We start from the raw sequence: 18612 nt of genomic DNA, 5'->3' as shown, positions 1-18612 counted from the left end.
TGTTCCAGTCTTTCAGACTTAAACCTCGACGGCGGCCCGCACCAAAAGGTGCGGACCGCCGTCGAACGCTGTTTTAGCGTGCTTGTACTACTTCGAGGTGCCTTGTGACACGGAGCCCTGCAGCTGGCGCTGGAAGATGATGTACACAATGAGTACCGGAATGACGGTGACGCTGACGGCTGCAAACAGCGCGCCATAGTCCACGGCGTAGCCCATCTGGCCGGCGAAGGCCGCGAGTTCCTGGGAAAGGACGCGCGGACCGGCAGCGTTGATGGACACCGGAATCAGGAACTGGTTCCACAGGCCCAGGAAGTTGAAAATGGCAACCGAGGCGAGGCCCGGCTTGGCCATCGGCAGCATGACCTGGAAGAACGTCCGCCACTCCCCTGCCCCGTCGAGCGCCGCTGCTTCAGTGATTTCGTGAGGCAGCGACTTGAAGAAGGAGAACAGGAAGAACACCGTGAACGGAAGCGCGAAGCCCACGTACACCAGGATGAGTCCCGGCAAGGTGTTCAGCAGTCCCATGTTCTTCAGGACGAAGAACAACGGCACCATGGCCAGGAAGATCGGGAACGTCAGGCCGGCCAGCATCAGGTAGTAGATGGCCCGGCTGCCCGGGAAAGTGTACCGGGCCAGGACGTAGGCACACATGGCCCCCAGGACCATCACGATCACCAGTGCCACTGCGACCACGATGATCGAGTTCAGGAAGGCGCTGCCGATGCCGGCTTCGCTCCAGGCCTTGATGTAGTTATCCAGCTTCCATTCACCCGGCAAGGCGAACGGCGAAGCGAAGATCTCGCTGGACGTCTTGAAGGAGGACATGAAGGTCCACAGGAGTGGAAGGATGACGATGAGCGTCCAGATGGTCAGCGCGGTGTGGGACACCGCTCCCACCACTTTGTCACCAGGTGTGGTTGCCGGCGTCCGCGGTTGGAAGTGCAGTGACTTCCTTTCCGGGGTTGAGACTTTGGTTGTCATTACAGACTCACATCCTTATCTCCGCCGGTGAGCCGGTTGACCACGAACACCAAGCCGGAGAAGATCAGCGTTGCGATGGCCAGCACAACGCCCATGGCGCTTGCGAGTCCGAACTGGCCCTTGCTGAATGCCGTGAAGAACAACTGCTGCGCCATGACCAGCGTCGAGTTGTCAGGACCACCGCCAGAGTTCAATGCCGCCATATAGACGAAGGCGTCCAAGGCCAGGATGCCCATGTAGATGTAGGCGGTCTGGATGTTGTCGCGGATCAGCGGGATGGTGATGGACACGGCGGTACGGAAGCGACCTGCGCCGTCAATCCTTGCGGCCTCGAAAAGCTCGGCCGGAATGCCTTTGATGCCGGCAACGAAGAGAACCATGTAGAAGCCAACGAAGCCCCACACAATGACGAACATGGTGGCGATCATGGCGGTGTTCTTATCACCCAACCAGGCAAAGTCCTTGAACTGGTCCATGCCCAGCCCGGTCAGGATGCCGTTCAGCAGCCCACCGGAGGGATCGTAGATCTGGCCCCACATGATGCCGATGGCGACTGCGGGGATGGTGTAGGGGAAGAACGAAACCACGCGGTAGAAGCTGGAATTGCGCAAACCCTTGATCTGGCCTTTGCTGCTCCCGCCTACGGTCACCAGCGAGGCAAGCACAAGGCTCAGGATGATGGTGATGACGGGGAGGAAAATGACCAGGAGAATGTTGTTCCCCATGGCTTTCATGAAGATGTCGTCGGTAAAGATCTTCACGTAGTTTTCGAGGCCGATGAAGTTCTGGGTGGGCGAGAAACCGGACCAGTCCGTCAGCGAGTATCCGAAGGCCTGGATAAAAGGCCAAATCACGAACAACAGGTAGATCGCCAACGGCAGCCCGAGGAACACCGCAAAGAAACTGACCTTGTCCCATGTCAATGGCTTACGCCGCCGCCTTATCACTTGCGGTGGGGCTTTCGCCGGAACGACGGCGGCCAGGCCGTCGTCGTTCCGGCTCTGCTGAGTTTTCACTGAGGTCACTTCACTTCGATCTTCTTGACCGAGCTGTCGTTGCGGACCTTGTCCGAGATGTTCTGCAGTGCGGAGGTGAGGGTGGCGACGTCGGACTTGCCGTCCAGGAAGGTGTTCCAGACAACCAGCTGGTCCTTGTTGGTTCCATAGAGGTCAATGAAGTTCCAGGTGTAGATGTCATCGCCGGCATCGCTGAGCATCTTCGTTTGCGAAACCAGGGCCGTGGAACCGAAACCGTCGGCCGGGACTGTGTCCTTGACGATGGTGGGTGCGAGCTTGGTCTTGGCGAAGTTGGTTGCAGATTCCTTGGACAGCATGATGCGCAGCAGTTCCTTGCCACCGGCTGCGTTCTTGCCCTGTGACGGAACAATGAAGGGCTCGCCGGCAGCACTGTGAAGTGCGGTCTGCGGCATCTTGGGGCTGGCGCTGACTGACGGGGCCGGAGCACCCATCATGTTGAAGCCTGCCTTGGTTTGGTCCTTCATTTCGTTCTCGATCCAGGAACCCGACGGGTAGAACACGGCTTCCTGAGCGTTGCTCCACTGTGCCTGGGCTGCGGTGAACTGGGTGCCGGAACCACCCGGCTTGAAGAAGCCGGCCTTGACGATCTTATCCAGTGCAGCGAAGACGGATTGGATGGCCGGGTGGGACCAGCAATCTGCCGTGAGGTTCTCCAAGGCGATACGGACTTCGTCGCCACCTTCCTTGATGGCGGAGGCGATGGCCAGTTCCTGGTAGTAGGTGGCTGCTTCCTTGCCCCAGACGAAGAGGTACTTGCCCTTGGCTTTTGCCTGCTCGCCCAAGGCGTACATTTCATCCCAGGTCTTGGGAACGGTCCAGCCGTTTTCCTTGAGCAGGGAGTCCGAATACCACACGGCGAAGACGGTCAGCACGTAGTTCAAGGCGGCAAGCTTGCCGTCGAAGGTGCCTGGAGCCAGTACGCCGGTGTACAGGGTGTCCTTGATGACCTTGCCCTCAAGGTTCTTGGCCTCCACAACGCTGGTGAGGTCTTCAAGCTGGGCAAGGATGGTGCTGAAGCCGATCGCCTTCGCGCCGGAGTTATCGATCAGGTCCGGCGGGTTGCCACCGACGAAGCGCGGCTGAAGTTCCTGCGCGATGTCCGTGGACGGAGAAATCTTGGCGGTGGAGCCCTCATGCGTCTTTTCGAAGATCTTGCCGGCGAATTCGACGTAATCGATGCCGTAGCCACCCTTGAAGATCACGGCATCGAGAGCGGCCTTGTCAGCCATGCCGAACGGGTTGGTGTCCGAAACGGTGCCTGTGGGGCCGGTTGTAGTGGTGCCTCCGCCTGCGGCGCAAGAAGCAATGGTTCCCCCCATGGGCACGAGCACGGCTGCTGCGAGTGCTCCGCGCAGGAATCCACGGCGGCCGACGGACTGGTGCTGAACGTTCATTTCTAAACCCTCCAGTGACTCGTAGTGTCAGGACTGTTGCGGCGGGATAGCCGTTCAGTCAGACAGTCTGGGTTGGCGCTCTGGCAGCACCAACCTTCTGTGACATAATTCACCAGGAATGATCGAAAATCAATCTTTCTTGCTAGTTTCGATCAACATTTGTCAAAGCGTGATCTTTCTACGGGCCATCTGCGAGGGCCTTTCCGCACTCTGTGATGGCATGCCGGGCTACAACCCTTTGCCGCTCAGTTCCCAGTGGTACCGCGCATTCTTGGGCCAAGCGGAACTCCGCCAAGGCCATGGTGAGCCGCCTTTTACCCCGCGGAAACGAGCCGACGCCTTCGCGCAAAGCAATCATCCAGCTATTCACTATCAATCTAGTCCCATGTCAGCGCCATGGGGAGAGTAGTTGGCATGGGACATGCGTACTACCCCAATACGGGGGTGCAGGCCAGGGATGGGAGGGTAGGGCGACGGCTCCAGAGCCAACATCTTCTAGGGGAACTGTGGAAAAATTTGAGTCATCATTCCTGACGGCACGGTACTGGCCGCAATTGGACGGGCTGCGGACAGTCAGCATTGCTCTCGTCCTGATCTCGCACATGAGCGACCCCGGCGTTTGGGGCTTCCTCAACGGTGGCCTGGGTGTGACCCTCTTCTTTGTGATCAGCGGATTCCTCATCACCTCACTCCTGATCAGGGAAGAACGGCGCAGTGGCCGGATCTCGATTTCCAGGTTCTACATCAGGCGGGCCTTCCGAATTCTGCCCCTCTACTACATCGCCCTATCAATCGCGGCGGTTGGAGTCTTCGCTTTCGGCCTGGGGGCAGGTGCCGGCAATTTCGCGCAGCGGCTACCGCTGCTTGCAACGTTCAATGGCGACCTCGCCGGTGGCGGGACTTTCGTACACAGCTGGTCCTTGGGCATCGAGGAAAAGTTCTACGTCATTTGGCCGTTCCTCATGTTCGCCATCCCTCTGTTCAAGAAGCACCGCCTTACGGTAGCCGGCATTCTTCTGGTCTGCTCATCAGTGTTCAGTTACGTGGATGGCCTACGCTATTTCGGCACCTACACCGCCATTCTTGCGGGCTGCGTAGTAGCCCTGCTCATGCATTCAAATCGGGGCTTCACGGCCATGGCAGCGCTATCCCGTCCACGGATTGCCATGGCACTCATACCCCTGGCCATCATCGCGTTCATTCTGGATCCTGTCCTCCCCGGAGGAGACGGCAGTGGTCACGCACACGTGGTCTTCTCATACGCTGTGGCGTTACTGTTCCCCTCCATCATTCTGGGAACGTCCGCCCTGACGGGAGTGCTGGCCCTTAAGCCCATCACCTTCATTGGGACCAGGACCTACGCCATCTATCTCTTCCATCTGTTTTGCATCGACGGCGTGAATTTGGTGATACCGCCCGGCCAGGAAAACTTAGGCATGGCCCTCCTACGCCTGGTTCTCGCGGCCTTACTGTCATTCGGCGTCGCGGAAATCATGGCGCGCGTCATTGAACAACCTCTTATTCGGCGGGGGAAATCGCTTACTGCTACTCGCAACCGCATGGCAACTCCGGCTAGCGGTACAAATTAGCAGGGCTGATCAGCAGGCCACCACGGGCGTGTCAGGCACCCTGCGGTTTTGCGAGCCTTGCCCAGCCCAGTTGCTCCTGTTGTTTGCGGCTCAGCGTGGCCACCACCAGGTCATAGGAGTCCTCCACCATGTCCCGGATCATGGCATCGGACAGGGCCCCGTCCAGGCGGACTCCGTTCCAATGGGTCTTGTTCATGTGCCAGGCGCCGGTGATCTCCGGATTTGCTGCCCGTAGTTGCTCAGCCAACGCCGGCTCGCATTTGAGGCTCACGGACCAGTCGTCCGGATCCATGGAGGACAGCGCGAACATTTTGGCCTCGTGCCGGGCCCCACCCGCGACGGCGGACCGCACCTTGAACACGGAGGTCTCGGGGCCGAACGGGAAGTCTTCGAACGCGCCGGGAAAGCTGAGGCAAATCTCGCGAAGGGTGGGAACGTCCATGAGGAGAGCCTACTGTTCACTCCCTGCCTGGGCCACGCCTACGCGACGCCCAGGAAGTCCTCCAGCAACACCACTTCAAGTCCCGCGGCCAATTGGGCAGCGCGGAAGGCGGCCAGGTCAGCTGCAAACTCAGCCCGGAAGTGCATGAGCACAATATCGCCCGGACGCAGTGAGTTGCCCACCTGGTAGTCCATCTTCCCGGCGTTCGCCTTGGCCTCCCACGTCACTATGGCCTTCATCCCTGCATCAGCCACAGCTTGGCGCATCACGTTGGAGTACGCGCCTCCCGGGGGCCGGAAGAGGGTAGGGCGGCGGCCGTAGTGTTGGAACGAGTACTCCTGCATTCCCACCATGTCGTTCAACTGCTGCTGGTAGCCCCATTGCCGGACCATGTTGATGTTGTGCGTGACCGTGTGGTTTTCCACCAAGCTGCCCTGCGCTTTGAACGCGTTGAAGAACGCCGGGTTGTCCGCCACTGTGTCCTTGGTCAGGAACAGCGAGGCCGGATAGTCGTACTCCGCCATGAGTTTGATCGATTCAGGCGTTTTGATGTTGCCGTCATCGATGGTCAGGAATACCACCGGATGCTTGGTTTCAATCTTGGTGATCACCGGCGCCAACCCGCCCACAATCGGCGGCAGTTGATAGTCCGGGATGAACGTGCGCCGGATGCGCTTGGTGGGGGTGGGAGTCGGAGAAGCGGACGACGTCGGAACCTCGTCTCCCACGGCCAGCGCACCGTTGGGACCCGGAACGTCAGGCGACGCGCCAGCGCTAGTGGGCGTCTGCACCGGCGTCGAGGTTTCAGCGGTACTGCACGCCGTCAGGCCGGCCACCATGGACGCCCCTAAAACACTGAAGACGGCCCGTCTGGAGGGAGCCGAAGAGAGCACCGGAGAATGGTCGCCGAACATGGTTGTCCCCCAAAGACTGAAAAAATGATTCAGCTGAAATCTAGCAGAGGAAAACGTCCGGCGAATTACAAGCCGTAATGCCAGCCCTCGCGTGCCGGGCAGGAGTTCACCACGACGTCGAGTCCCGCGTCCTTGGCACGCTGTGTGGCCTCGTCATCGAACACGCCCAGCTGCAGCCACACGGCCTTGGCACCAATGGCAATCGCCTGGTCAATGACGGCCCCAACCCGCTGGGAGTTGACGAAGCAATCCACCACATCAATCGGGTGCTTCGCGGCGGGGATGTCAGCCAGGGTTTTGTACCCCTTTTCTCCGTGCACATCCTCGCCCTTGAGATTGACCGGGATGATCTCCATGCCCATCTTGTCCCGGACGTAGAGCGAGACGTCATAGGCGGAGCGCCACTGATTGGTGCTGAGGCCGACTATCGCCCAGGTGCCCTTTGTTCGCATCAACCGGTCCACGACGGCCGGATCGTTGACATGCATCATCACCCAAGCTTACTCCCGGCCCCCTCCGAGCAACTTTGCCGAATATTCTGCATCTTTGGTCGCTTTCGTGGCCCGATCAGTGAATATTACGCAGAGCGACCGCACGATTATGAGTCAAATGAACGATCGGCTTTAGTGGAGAACGACCATCCCGGCGACACAAAGGGCGACCATCCCTTTCGTTCGCACTGCGCCGACTCCAGGCATGGAGATTTCCCATGACGTCTGCCGTACCCAAAATTTCACACACCACTTCGGACGCGACGGCCTCTGAAGCAGGGCTGCTTGACGCGCCCGGCTCCCTTCACGGCTCATCGGGATGGTCCTCGACTGAGCCCACGGACGGCGCAGTGCACGGCGCTGACTCCGGCGAGCGGGCGCGTCAACGCGGTTTTGATGCCAGCGGTTTTGATGACAGCGGTTCAGCAGTCGCTTTCTGGGAAGAGCAGGCACACCGCCTGCACTGGGATCAGCCGTGGCACACCGCCCACAGTTGGAAACCCACGGACGTGGAAGCGGGCCTGGGTCCTGACATCAAGTGGTTCGACGGCGGCAAACTCAACGTTGCGTACAACTGCGTGGACCGGCACGTGCTTGCCGGCAGGGGTGACAAGGTGGCCCTGTACTTCGAAGGTGAACCCGGTGACCGCCGCGCCATCACCTACGCGGAGCTGCAGCGCGAGGTATCCAAGGCGGCGAACGCGCTCCTGAAGCTTGGCATCACCAAGGGTGACCGCGTGGTGATTTACCTTCCCGTGATTCCCGAGACGGTGATCATCACTCTGGCGGTAGCCCGCATCGGAGCCATCCACTCGCTGGTTTTCGGCGGTTTCTCCGCGGAAGCGCTGCGTTTCCGCGTGGAGGACACACAGGCGAAGTTGTTGGTGACCACGGATGGTCAGTACCGTCGCGGGGTGGCTGTGCCGGTCAAGGCGAATGCCGATGCCGCCGTAGCCGGTGACAACGCCATCGAGCATGTGTTGGTCATCAATCGGACCACTTCGGCTGCGGACCTGGCCACCGTCAACATGCAGGAAGGCCGCGACGTGTGGTGGCACGACGTCGTTGACACCGCCTCGGACGTCCACGAGCCTGACGCTTTCGACGCCGAGACTCCCCTGTTCATCATGTACACCTCCGGGACCACGGGAAAGCCCAAGGGCCTGGTCCATACTTCGGGTGGCTACCTCACCCAGGCATCCTGGAGTTTCGAGTATCTGTTCAGCAACCCGGACCCGTCTTTGCGGGAAACAGACGTTCACTGGTGCACTGCTGACCTTGCCTGGGTCACCGCCCACACCTACGAGATCTACGGGCCACTTTCCAACGGCGTCACCCAGGTGATCTTCGAGGGCACGCCCAACACCCCGCATCCCGGCCGGCATTTCGAGATCATCGAACGCTACAAGGTCACCCAGTACTACACGGCGCCCACGCTGGTCCGTTCCCTCATGGGCTGGTTCCCGGACGGTGTGCCGGAAAGCTACGATTTCTCCTCCATCCGTGTTTTGGGAACCGTGGGAGAAGCGGTGAACCCCGAGGCCTGGCGCTGGCTCCGCGACAACATCGGCGGCGGTACGGCTCCCATGGTGGACACGTGGTGGCAGTCCGAAACAGGCGCCACCATCATGTCCCCCGCTCCCACGGACACAGACTTCAAACCCGGTTGTGCCGCACGGCCACTTCCCGGTGTGAGCACACGGGTCGTTGATGAGTCCGGAGCCCTTTCGGAGCCCGGCGTCCAAGGCTTCATCGTGGTGGACCGCCCAGGCCCAGCCATCGCCCGGACCGTGTGGGGCAACCCGCGCCGCTACTTCGACTCCTATTGGAGCCAGTACGCGGAGCAAGGTTGGTTCCTTGCCGGGGACGGCGCAAAATACGATTCCGACGGCGACATTTGGATCCTCGGGCGGGTGGACGACACCCTCAACGTCTCCGGGCACTTGCTGTCCACCATCGAGATCGAGTCCGCCCTGGTGTCACATCCGGAGGTGGTGGAGGCCGGGGTCTGTCCGGTGGCCGATCCCACCACCGGGCACGCAGTGGTCGCGTTCGTCGTGCTTCGCAGCGACACCTCAGGCGACGCTCCCGCCCAAGTCGCCGCGAACTTGCGCAACCACGTTGCCAAGGAGATCGGCCCCATCGCCAAGCCGCGCGACGTCGTCGTGGTGGCTGACGTACCCAAGACCCGCAGCGGCAAAATCATGCGCCGGCTGCTGACCCAACTCTTTGAGGGGACCGCCCTGGGCGATACCACCTCACTCCAGAACGAACCGGCAATTGCCGGAATCCAGGACGTCCTGCGCGAGCGGGCCCTAGTAAAGGAAAATTCATGACTGAGATCAGCAACGTCGCCCGGCTCTCCGAACCGCTCAAGTTTGCCTATTGGGTTCCCAACGTGTCCGGCGGTTTGGTGGTGTCCACCATCGAGCAGCGCACCGGTTGGGACTTCGACTACAACAAGAAACTGGCGCAGATCGCGGAGAACTCCGGCTTCGAATACGCCCTCACACAGACCCGTTATGCCGCTTCCTATGGCGCAGACAAGCAGCACGAGGCCACGTCCTTCAGCCTGGCACTGCTGGCTGCGACCGAGCGCCTCAAGGTCATCGCCGCCGTCCACCCGGGCATGTGGCACCCCGGCGTCCTGGCGAAGTACATCATCACCGCGGACCACATCTCCAACGGCCGCGCCGCCGTTAACATCGTCTCGGGCTGGCTCAAGAGCGAGTTCACCAACTTCGGCCTCGAATGGCTGGAACACGATGAGCGCTACGTCCGCACCGAGGAATTCATCAAGGTGCTCCGCGGCCTGTGGACCGAGCAGGGCTACAGCCAGGGCGGCAAGTACTACAACATCACCGACTTCACGCTGAACCCGGCGCCCGTTAACGTTCCCGGCCGAGCCCATCCGGAAGTCTTCTTCGGTGGAAACTCGACGGCGGCACAGGCCACCGCCGGCCGCGTCGCCGACTGGTACTTCTCCAACGGCAAGGACCTTGAGGGCTTCAAGGAGAACATCGCCGGCGTTGTGGCAGCATCCGGCGAGACGAAGCGGGGCACCGAGGGCGCACTGTCCTTGCCGAAGTTCGGCCTCAACGGCTTCGTGCTTGCCCGCGGTTCGGAGAAGGAAGCCCGCGACACTCTTCGTGAGATCGTGGAGAAGGCACACAAGCCCGCAGTCCAGGGTTTCCGGGATGCCGTACAGGAAGCCGGACCGTCCACCAAGGATGGCAAGGGCATGTGGGCGGACTCCACGTTCGAGGACTTGGTCCAGTACAACGACGGTTTCAAGACCCAACTGATCGGCACACCGGAGCAGATTGCCGAGAGGATCGTGGAGTACAAGAAGATCGGTGTGAACCTGTTCCTCACCGGTTACCTGCACTTCCAGGAAGAAGTGGCTGCCTTCGGCCAGGACATCCTGCCGATCGTCCGCGAACTCGAGGCCGACCTCGCCCGTAAGAACGGTACCGAACTGGATCTCTCCAACACGCCCGTCGCCGAGTCGGTGGCCGTCTAATGGCTGACCGCACCTTCGGGTTCCGGACCCGCGCCCTGCACGCCGGCGGCACTCCCGACGCCGAGCACGGCGCCCGCGCGGTACCGATCTACCAGACGACGTCCTTCGTCTTCAAAGACACCAATGATGCCGCCAACCTCTTCGCGCTGCAGAAATACGGCAACATCTACTCGCGCATCGGCAACCCCACTGTCGCGGCTTTCGAAGAGCGCATCGCCTCCCTTGAAGGCGGGATCGGGGCGGTAGCAACGTCGTCGGGCATGGCCGCCGAGTTCATTACTTTCGCCGCGCTGACCCAGTCCGGCGACCATATCGTGGCGGCTTCCCAGCTCTACGGCGGCACGGTCACGCAGCTGGACGTGTCCCTTCGCCGCTTCGGCGTGGACACCACGTTCGTGCCCGGAACGGATCCAGCCGACTACGCAGCCGCCTTTCAGGAGAACACCAAGGCGCTGTTCGTCGAGGTGGTGGCCAACCCGTCGTCGGAAGTCCAGGACCTCGCGGGGCTGGCCAAGGTAGCTCACGACGCCGGTATCCCCCTGGTGGTTGACGCCACCTTGAGCACGCCTTACCTCGTGCGGCCGTTCGAGCACGGCGCCGACATCGTGATCCATTCAGCCACGAAGTTCCTGGGCGGACACGGCACCACCCTGGGCGGCGTGATCGTGGAGAGCGGGCGCTTCAACTGGGGCAACGGCAAGTTCCCCATGATGACCGAGCCCGTGCCCTCCTACGGAAACGTGTCCTGGTGGGGCAACTTCGGCGAGTACGGCTTCCTCACCAAGCTGCGCTGCGAACACTTGCGCGACATTGGCCCGGCCCTCTCGCCACTGTCCGCCTTCCAGCTGCTGCAGGGCGTTGAAACACTCCCCCAGCGCCTGGACGAACACCTGAAGAACGCACAGGCCGTGGCCGAATGGCTCGACGCCGATCCTCGTGTGGCCTACGTGAACTACTCAGGTTTGCCCTCACACCCGCACTTCGAACGAGCACAAAAGTACCTGCCCAAGGGTCCGGGTTCGGTGTTCTCGTTCGGCGTTGCCGGTGGACGCGCGGCCGGCCAAAAATTCATCGAATCCTTGCAGCTGGCCTCGCACCTCGCCAACGTGGGCGATTCGCGCACCCTGGTCATCCACCCCGGCTCCACCACGCACCAGCAGCTCAGTGCCGAACAGCTCGAGTCCGCAGGTGTCCCCGAGGACCTGGTCCGCATTTCGGTGGGCCTGGAGGACTTGGAGGACATTCTTTGGGACCTGGACCAGGCGCTGACCGAGGCCCAATCGGCTGTTTCCTTGGTTGATGAAGAACCCGCGGATGCCTGCACTGTTGGCACCCAGACTGTAGGAGCGAAGGCATGAGCACCGCAGAACGCACTTGGGACGGCCCATCTGCTCCGGAACGCCTGGCGCTCCTGCGCGAGGCCAAATCCATCGCCATTGTTGGGGCCTCAGACAAACCGTCCCGGGCCAGCTACTTCGTGGCCACCTACTTGCAGTCGTCAACGCGCTACAAGGTGTACTTCGTGAACCCTGTGGTCAAGGAAATCCTGGGCCAGCCGACGTACGCTTCACTGGCCGATCTGCCCGAGTCTCCGGACATCGTGGACGTGTTTCGCAAGCACGACGATCTCCCCGGAGTGCTGGACGAAGCCGTCGCCGCAGGGGCCAAGACCTTGTGGCTGCAGCTTGGTTCGTGGCATGAGGACGTTGCCCGCGACGCCGAGACGGCGGGCCTGAACGTGGTGATGGACCGCTGCGTGAAGATCGAGCACGCCCGCTTCCATGGCGGGCTCCACCTGGCCGGCTTCGACACCGGCGTGATCTCTTCCAAGCGCCAGGTGCTCGCCTAGCTTTTAGTGGTCACCGCGTTTAGTGGTCGCCGCGTTTAAGCCACTGCTTCCACTTATTCGCGGCGTCCTTTAACTGCTCTTCTGCTCGCTCGTTGCCGAGTCCGGGAGGCAGGTGTCCGGGTTTGGCTCCATCCGCCCCGGGCACAGTCTTTGCTGGTTTACCGGCGCCCTGCAGCGAAGCATCAGGCCGGGCAGCTTGCTGCTTCTCCTCCTTGCCCGAGCCGGGCTTTGCCTGCAGGTTCGGGGCTGGATTCGGCAAAGTGTTGGGCTGTGGCTGTGGGGCGCCGCCCGGTGTGCTGCTGTTATGGGCGGTACCAGCGGATGGCTGCTCGGGGGCCGCGGCTGGCGCTTGAACCACAACCGGCGCCTGCGGCTGTGACTGCGCCTGCGCATGTGCGTGCGTCTGGGCCTGTGCCTGCGCCAGCGCGGGAGTTTCGACAGGTGCAACATTGCCGGGCACCGGTATGGAGCCAGCGGGCGGATCCGTCGGAATCGCGGCTGGATCTACCACCGGGGCGGGTTCCGTGATGACGCGCGGGGCGTCGGGAATCGGCAGTGCGGGTGCGGCGGCCGCCGGCTGCGGCCGGACGTTGCCCAGAAGTTCATCTATGAAGGACGGGTTCCGGGTGAACCCGGAGCTTGAGGCAGCAACTCCACTGACGCCCAGGCCCATGGCTGCCACCACGGCCACGCCTATTACGGCGGTGCGGTGTTTGTGCCTCCAACGGCGTTTGCTGACTTCGTCATGCGGGCCGGCCAGCATGGCGGAAAGCTCCGCACCCGGTGTTGGGGCCGCAAGGTTGGCGAGGGATCCCATGGAGAGGAGAGCAAGCCGGAGTTCAGACGAGTCGGCGGCATCGGCGTCGAGCAGTAGCTCGTCCACCGTCGCTTCGCGTTCGCTATCTCTGGATGTCATGGCGCCACGTATTCCTTTACTGCCGAATGCTCACGGAGCGTAATGAGTGCCCGCCGCTGCAGCTGTTTCACTGCCCCGGCGGATTTCCCCATGATGTCGGCAACCTGTTCAACGGTCAGGCCTGCCACGATGCGAAGGGTTAAGACCTCCCGCTGCTCGTCGCCGAGGTAGTCCAGGAGTCTCATGACCTCCTTGGGTGCCAAGAGTCCCATAGCTTCCGTCTCTGCGGAACTCACTTCCCGGGTGTCCCGGTCCGGCTCAAACTCCTGCTGTTCCGGCGACCTGCTTTGCTTCCGATGCTCATCCACCATGCGGGCATGAGCCACGGAGAAAATGAAGGTCCGGAGGCCATGAACTCCGCCGCTGATGTCATCCAGCCGGGGCAGGACGGCGAGGAACACGTCCTGCGTGACTGCTTCCGGATCTGACACACCCTTGGCCGTCAGATAACCGAGAACCTGACCGGCGTAAGCCTGGTAGACGGCGCCGAACAGTTCCGCGTTATTGCCCTTGAGTGCATGTAGCGCTTCATCGGTCAATGCGTCGGTCACAGGAATGAGGCTTTCGATCGGCGGCAGGTCCGTTGCCTGGACCTGGACATCCGCCATGTCACCAACGGACGACCCCACCAAGGGTAACTGCTCTGCCCGGCCTTCCAAAGGAGGACCCGCAGGCCCAACAAACAACCTAACAAACACCCTCGGGACCAAACCACCCGAGACCAAACTCCTCGGGACAAAGAAGAGCCGAGCTGGAACATGATGGGGGACAAATTCCAGCTCGGCCCTTTCAAAGACGTAATCGTCACGGCACCCCAAAGGGTTACGCGGGGGTACGAACTTTTTGAAAAACTTTTCACCAGGCGCGTTCGAGCCAGAAAGAAGCCTCTCAACAGCTACGTCCTGGCGGGGTGGTGTCCTGGCAGGGGTGGGGCTTTGGATTGGTAGGTGTGGCCTGTGGGGGTGGTGACTTCCAGGGTGTGCACACCGTATGCGCCCCCGTGGGTGCCCCCATGAGTCTCACCGTGGAGTGTTCTGGTGGTCCAGCCGGGGTGTTCTTTAGTGTGGTTGCACGCTTCGCATAGTCCTGCGCCGTTGGTGAGGTTCGTTTTTCCGCCGGACTGCCAGGAAACCACATGGTCAATGTGCCGGATGGGCGCGTCGCAGTACGGGGTGCGGCAGGTGTCGTCACGGGTTTCGATGAATCGCCTGAGCCGACCGGTAAACAGCCGGGCCTTGGAATCTGTGGCCAGGAGTTCTCCCGTGCCCGGTGCTGTGTAGAGCCGTCGCAGCCAGACGGTGAGCTCCGGATCCGGGGCTTCCGGTGCTTCGGGCACTTCCTGACCTGCCCTGCTCGGCTCCTGTGCTGTCTGTAGGTGACTAGGGTTCACTGGCCCTGAGACGGTGTTTGCCCGTCCGGATTTCGCCCGCCCGGTGTTCGTCCGCCCAGAGGTGGCCCGTCCGGGGTTTGCCGGTCCAGAGGTGGCCCGTCCGGAGTTCGCCTGTCCGGAGTTCGCCGGCCTTGAGTTTGCGGCTTGCCCCAACCCCAGGAGCTCCCTTCCCCACTCGGCCGGGACGATCCCGTAACCCCTCAGCCGCGCCGGTTCACTGTCTCCCTGAAACAGGGTCCGGTCGGTCATGACCAGGTCCAGGTTGATCCCCGAGAACCCGCCCGCGGTCCCCGTCACCCGCTCGACCAAAGTGTCGGCCATGACTTGGCCGCGGGTCGGGACAACACTCGGACCGGAAGCACCGCCCGATCCGGTGCCGCCGGTGGAACGGGCCGAGTCAGCGGCCCGGGTCAACGCCGCATAAACAGCCACACCCTGAGCCACCGGCAACAGCGCGGTCAGGTAGGTCATGGTGTCCGGCGCCGGACGCAGGCTCACGGTCCGTTCCGCCGCGGCACGACTGGCACGACCCGCCACCGAGCGCGGATCACGACGATACGCAGCAGCCTTCACCGCCGCAACAATCGCCTTATCGCCCTTCCCATCAAACGTCCCGGTATCGGGTGCGAGTTCCTCATCCACCGCAGCTCGGTCCTCAACAGAGAGACACGCGGTTTCCTTCACAAGAAGGGTGGCGCGCCACTCATTCAAGAGCCCGGACTGCAACGCAGCCAAAGTGTGGGGCATCTCCACAACAAGCGCCTTCGCCAAGCCAAGCAACCGTGACCCACGATTCGGGGACTCCCGCCTCGCCAACGCCACCTGAGCGCCCACCCCCTGGCCACGCTCGGACGCAGGAACACCAGCCTCAGCTTGCTCGGCGCGCTGGGCTAGATCAAAAGCCACAGCAACCCGCGCCTGCAACGCAGTGATAGCCGACTTCATCTCCTCCAACACCCGCAATTGCTCGATCAAATCACTACTAACGGTGCTGGACGGAGCCGCGAGCAAAACGTTCGCAGGAGCGACAGGAACAAGCGCACGAGACATCCCCGTACCCACTCGACTTTCCCGAACCTGCTCCATGAACTAACCATGTCAGCAGCCACCGACATTATTAGCTCGCGCCTAGGAAGGTGCCGAAAGAGCTACTCCGGAGCGTCCGTGGGGGCTTCATATCCGTCGGGGATCACAGGAACATGAGCGTCCAGGGCACCGGTGTAGACCCGCGCCGAAACCAGACGACCGCCCCCTGCCAACGTCACGCGCAATTCTGTTGCCGTGGTGACGGGCAGTTGGTGGATACGCCGGCTGCCCACCGTCATCCCCTCAAGAAGGTTCACGCCTTCGTTAGACACCACATGGCGGGTAATTCGCTGCCCCGAGCTGAGGTCCTCCACCAACTCCAGATGGTTGAAAGCGACCGCGGCCGGAAAACTCAGGGTCGCACCGCCGTCGTCATGTTCCACGGAGGCCTCAACTGCCCCGGAGAGGCGACGATCCAACTCCGCTTTCCACAAGGCGAGAACACGGACGTCCTCATCAGGAATCAACCCGCGGGTGTCTGGCGGCAGGTTCAGGAGGAGGTTCGCGCCCATTCCCACCGATTGGTAATAGATGGCAAGGAGGTGCTCCACGGATTTCGGTTCGTCGTCCGGATGCCAGAACCAGCCGCGCCGGATGGAGACGTCGCACTCCGGCGGTAAGTAGTGTTCGGCGTGCAGCCCGGAGCTGGAATCGGTGTACTGGGTGTCGGATGTGCGGTCCACAACGTAGTTGACGGGGTCCGTAGCCAGTCCATTTTCGTTTCCCACCCAGCGTATGGTGGGCTGGCCCATGTTGAAGATCATGGCGTCTGGCTGGTGTTCCTTAACAACAGCGATGATCTTGTCCCAGTTGTACTCACGGCCCACCGAACCCGCGCCGTCGAACCACAGCTCCATCAGGGGTCCGTATCCTGTGCAGAGCTCGGTGAGTTGCCGGACGTAGAAGTCGTCGTAGGCCGCGGGATCGCTGTAGCAGTCAGCGTTGCGGTCCCACGGGGACAGGTAGAGACCCAGCCCAATCCCGTTGTCCGCACAGGCTTCGGCAACGTCCCTGACAACGTCTCCCTTCCCGCCCCGCCACGGCGATGACGCGACGGAGTAGTCCGTGGTGTCCGTCGGCCAGAGACAAAAACCGTCGTGGTGCTTGGCCGTCAGGATCAAGTACCGGGCGCCGGCGTCCTTCGCCGCGCGGACCCAGCTGCCGGCGTCGAGTTCTGTGGGGTTAAATCTCGACGCCCGTATGGTGCCATCGCTCCATTCCTTGCCGGCAAACGTGTTGATGCCAAAGTGGATGAACACACCGAATTCGAGCTGCTGCCAGCGGAACTGGGCTGGAGTTGGAACAAGCTGGGTCACTGAGATGGTTCCTAACCGTGGATCAACCACTGGGCCGTGCGGATGATGGCTTGGTCTCCGGGTTCTGTTCTCAGGCCCGCGATGGACGAGCGTGTCACAGCAGCGCCCTCGAAGAGACTCACGATCGCGGCCGCGATACCAGCTGCGGTCGAGTCGTGGAGGTCAGTCCTCCCCCGCCGAACCACACCCTGTACATGGGCTGCATACTGTGCGTAAAAGGACCGCAGCGCGGAGGCCGCCTGCTCGTCCGAGGACGCCAGCGCCCAGATCTCAAGGTGCATTTTTACGTCCTCGAGGTCCGAGTGCTCCTGGAGCAGCGCGGTGAGAAGCCGGTGGGAATCGTCCCGGGTCAGCTCGCCCGCCGCCTCGGGTTCGAGGTCGAGCCCTGCCACCTCCGCGAGCCGTTGCAATGAGCGGTCAAGCGTCCTTTCCAGGACGGCCCGGATCAGGTCCGCCCGCGTAGGAAAGTAGTGCTGCAGGTGCCCGATACGTACGCCTGCGGCCGCGGCGAAATCCCGCATCGCGGCGTTTGCGTTGCCCTTGGTGACCAGTACTTCTTCAGCGGCGTCAAGGAGCGCCGCCTTCCTCAGGGCGCCCTTGCTTTCGGTCATGACCTCAATATTGTCACACCGTGTGATTCGAGTTTCGCTACCATCGAGCCCAACGCCGGTGTGGATTCGGGAAAGGAAACGCCGGGCTCAGCTGCTGCTCCGAGGACGGTGTGCAGCCCCAGCAAACCACCCAACGCGGTGAGGTGCGCCTGCCCTTGCGGATCAGAAATGACAGCCGTTTTTGCCCCGAGCGGCCCCTTCACATCAACACGAATGTGCGCGATTCCTCCCGATCCGGGCGAGTACAACAGCGAACGACGCAGCGGCGCCCACCGCTCCCCGCTACCCCAGCGGAACAGTCCCGCCGCCCGCGCGGCGAGCAACGCCGTCGTGGACGTCTTGGAACTGAAGCCGATCCGTGTGGCTACCGAGCCGGCTCCCAGAGTCAGCGGCAAAGTGAACTGTTCAGGAGTATCGAGCCGCGCCACTTTGGTGCGGTGCCCGGCAATGTCCACCAGGCGCGTGTCAGTGAGGGGGCGTACGACGGCGGCCTTACCGCCTTTGCGTACTTCGAAGTCCACTCCCAGCCTGTCAATGAAATCGACGGAATCTGCGCCGGCTTGGTCGCTCGTGTCATAGCGGATGGCGACGTCCACCTGCTCGGCCCCGCCCAGTTCTTGGGCCAGGAAGGCTGCGACGATGTTGGTAACGCCACCCATCCATCCGGAACTCAGTAGCACGGGAGCTGTGGGCCTGAGAAGGGTGGCCAAGGTGAGCGCCCTGGTAACGCGGCTGGTCCAACGAGTGACGTCAACGTACGGAATGCCGGAGCCGACGGCGGCGCGAAGCACCCTGTCGTCGGGATCGTTGACGGTGCTGATGACTGCCCTGACCTTAGCGGCGAAGGGTTCGGCCTGGTTGAGGTCCCATTTCCGAACCTCCACCCTGCCGTTGGTCAGGTGGCTGCCGCGCTGGGGGTTCCGGCCCGTCAGGAGCAGGGGCCATTCAGCGGCGGCCAATCGCGTGAGGGCTGTGCCGACGGTGCCGTAGCCGCCAACGATCAGCACAGGACCGGCGGTATCGAGTTCGAGGAGATCGTTCATGAAAACAATTCTAGGTCATATGACCTAAAA

The 18612-nt window shown here is 62.0% G+C and carries 17 protein-coding genes; 5 read left to right on the top strand and 12 right to left on the bottom strand.

Features of this window, described 5'->3' with window-relative positions; all coding sequences use genetic code 11:
* Positions 1–87: 87 nt before the first annotated feature.
* From ACIQH5_RS16190 to ngcE, 3 genes are read right to left on the bottom strand one after another with little or no spacing between them, the layout of a single operon-like run.
* Positions 88–981 (bottom strand): carbohydrate ABC transporter permease, encoded by an 894-nt coding sequence (locus ACIQH5_RS16190; protein WP_024819417.1) that lies wholly within the window; start codon positions 979–981, stop codon positions 88–90.
* Positions 981–1997, bottom strand: coding sequence for a carbohydrate ABC transporter permease (locus ACIQH5_RS16185; protein WP_400405200.1), 1017 nt, complete (start codon positions 1995–1997; stop codon positions 981–983). Before ACIQH5_RS16185 ends, ACIQH5_RS16190 begins: the two co-directional genes overlap by 1 nt.
* 5 nt (positions 1998–2002) lie before the next feature.
* Complete coding sequence (gene ngcE, locus ACIQH5_RS16180) at positions 2003–3412, bottom strand: N-acetylglucosamine/diacetylchitobiose ABC transporter substrate-binding protein (RefSeq protein ID WP_400405198.1); 1410 nt, start codon at positions 3410–3412, stop codon at positions 2003–2005.
* Between the two features lie 506 nt (positions 3413–3918).
* Here ngcE and ACIQH5_RS16175 point away from each other — a divergent pair.
* Positions 3919–5001 (top strand): acyltransferase family protein, encoded by a 1083-nt coding sequence (locus tag ACIQH5_RS16175; RefSeq protein WP_400405196.1) that lies wholly within the window; start codon positions 3919–3921, stop codon positions 4999–5001.
* Between the two features lie 31 nt (positions 5002–5032).
* Here the strand turns inward: ACIQH5_RS16175 and ACIQH5_RS16170 are convergent, their stop codons facing one another.
* The 3 genes from ACIQH5_RS16170 to ACIQH5_RS16160 form a co-directional block, all read right to left on the bottom strand.
* On the bottom strand, positions 5033–5443 hold the full coding sequence (locus tag ACIQH5_RS16170; protein WP_400405194.1) for an MmcQ/YjbR family DNA-binding protein: 411 nt from the start codon (positions 5441–5443) through the stop codon (positions 5033–5035).
* 38 nt (positions 5444–5481) lie between these two features.
* Positions 5482–6282 (bottom strand): polysaccharide deacetylase family protein, encoded by an 801-nt coding sequence (locus ACIQH5_RS16165; protein WP_400405192.1) that lies wholly within the window; start codon positions 6280–6282, stop codon positions 5482–5484.
* 140 nt (positions 6283–6422) lie between these two features.
* Positions 6423–6848, bottom strand: coding sequence for a CoA-binding protein (locus ACIQH5_RS16160; RefSeq protein ID WP_400405189.1), 426 nt, complete (start codon positions 6846–6848; stop codon positions 6423–6425).
* 218 nt (positions 6849–7066) lie between these two features.
* On the opposite strand from ACIQH5_RS16160, the gene acs reads away from it, so the two are divergent.
* The 4 genes from acs to ACIQH5_RS16140 are packed head-to-tail and all read left to right on the top strand — an operon-like array spanning position 7067 to position 12220.
* Positions 7067–9184, top strand: coding sequence for an acetate--CoA ligase (acs, locus tag ACIQH5_RS16155; protein WP_400405187.1), 2118 nt, complete (start codon positions 7067–7069; stop codon positions 9182–9184).
* On the top strand, positions 9181–10371 hold the full coding sequence (gene sfnG / locus ACIQH5_RS16150; protein WP_400405185.1) for a dimethylsulfone monooxygenase SfnG: 1191 nt from the start codon (positions 9181–9183) through the stop codon (positions 10369–10371). Before acs ends, sfnG begins: the two co-directional genes overlap by 4 nt.
* Complete coding sequence (locus ACIQH5_RS16145) at positions 10371–11729, top strand: O-acetylhomoserine aminocarboxypropyltransferase/cysteine synthase family protein (protein WP_400405182.1); 1359 nt, start codon at positions 10371–10373, stop codon at positions 11727–11729. The genes sfnG and ACIQH5_RS16145 overlap by 1 nt, the downstream gene beginning before the upstream one ends.
* Entirely contained in the window at positions 11726–12220 is a 495-nt protein-coding gene (locus tag ACIQH5_RS16140; RefSeq protein WP_090824563.1) for a CoA-binding protein, read from the top strand. Before ACIQH5_RS16145 ends, ACIQH5_RS16140 begins: the two co-directional genes overlap by 4 nt.
* Before the next feature lie 19 nt (positions 12221–12239).
* Here ACIQH5_RS16140 and ACIQH5_RS16135 read toward each other — a convergent pair whose 3' ends face one another.
* The 6 genes from ACIQH5_RS16135 to ACIQH5_RS16110 form a co-directional block, all read right to left on the bottom strand.
* Positions 12240–13136 carry a hypothetical protein gene (locus tag ACIQH5_RS16135; RefSeq protein WP_400405179.1) on the bottom strand — a complete coding sequence of 299 codons (897 nt, stop codon included), beginning with the start codon at positions 13134–13136 and terminating at the stop codon, positions 12240–12242.
* Positions 13133–13687 (bottom strand): RNA polymerase sigma factor, encoded by a 555-nt coding sequence (locus ACIQH5_RS16130; protein WP_400405340.1) that lies wholly within the window; start codon positions 13685–13687, stop codon positions 13133–13135. Before ACIQH5_RS16130 ends, ACIQH5_RS16135 begins: the two co-directional genes overlap by 4 nt.
* Positions 13688–14031: 344 nt before the next feature.
* Complete coding sequence (locus ACIQH5_RS16125) at positions 14032–15576, bottom strand: HNH endonuclease (RefSeq protein ID WP_400405176.1); 1545 nt, start codon at positions 15574–15576, stop codon at positions 14032–14034.
* 98 nt (positions 15577–15674) lie between these two features.
* The gene (locus ACIQH5_RS16120) at positions 15675–16928 is read right to left on the bottom strand and encodes an alpha-L-fucosidase (RefSeq protein WP_400405174.1); all 1254 of its coding nucleotides are present in this window, start codon (positions 16926–16928) and stop codon (positions 15675–15677) included.
* Positions 16929–16939: 11 nt separating this feature from the next.
* Positions 16940–17539 (bottom strand): TetR family transcriptional regulator, encoded by a 600-nt coding sequence (locus ACIQH5_RS16115; RefSeq protein WP_400405171.1) that lies wholly within the window; start codon positions 17537–17539, stop codon positions 16940–16942.
* A complete protein-coding gene (locus ACIQH5_RS16110) occupies positions 17536–18582 on the bottom strand; it encodes a saccharopine dehydrogenase (RefSeq protein WP_400405169.1) in 1047 nt (348 codons plus the stop codon). The genes ACIQH5_RS16115 and ACIQH5_RS16110 overlap by 4 nt, the downstream gene beginning before the upstream one ends.
* Positions 18583–18612 lie beyond the last annotated feature (30 nt).

This window comes from Paenarthrobacter sp. NPDC091711, assembly GCF_044756605.1.
In the GTDB taxonomy this organism is placed as follows: Bacteria; Actinomycetota; Actinomycetes; order Actinomycetales; family Micrococcaceae; genus Arthrobacter.
Note: the sequence above shows the minus strand (reverse complement) of the source record. Positions and strands in the feature narration are given on the sequence as shown.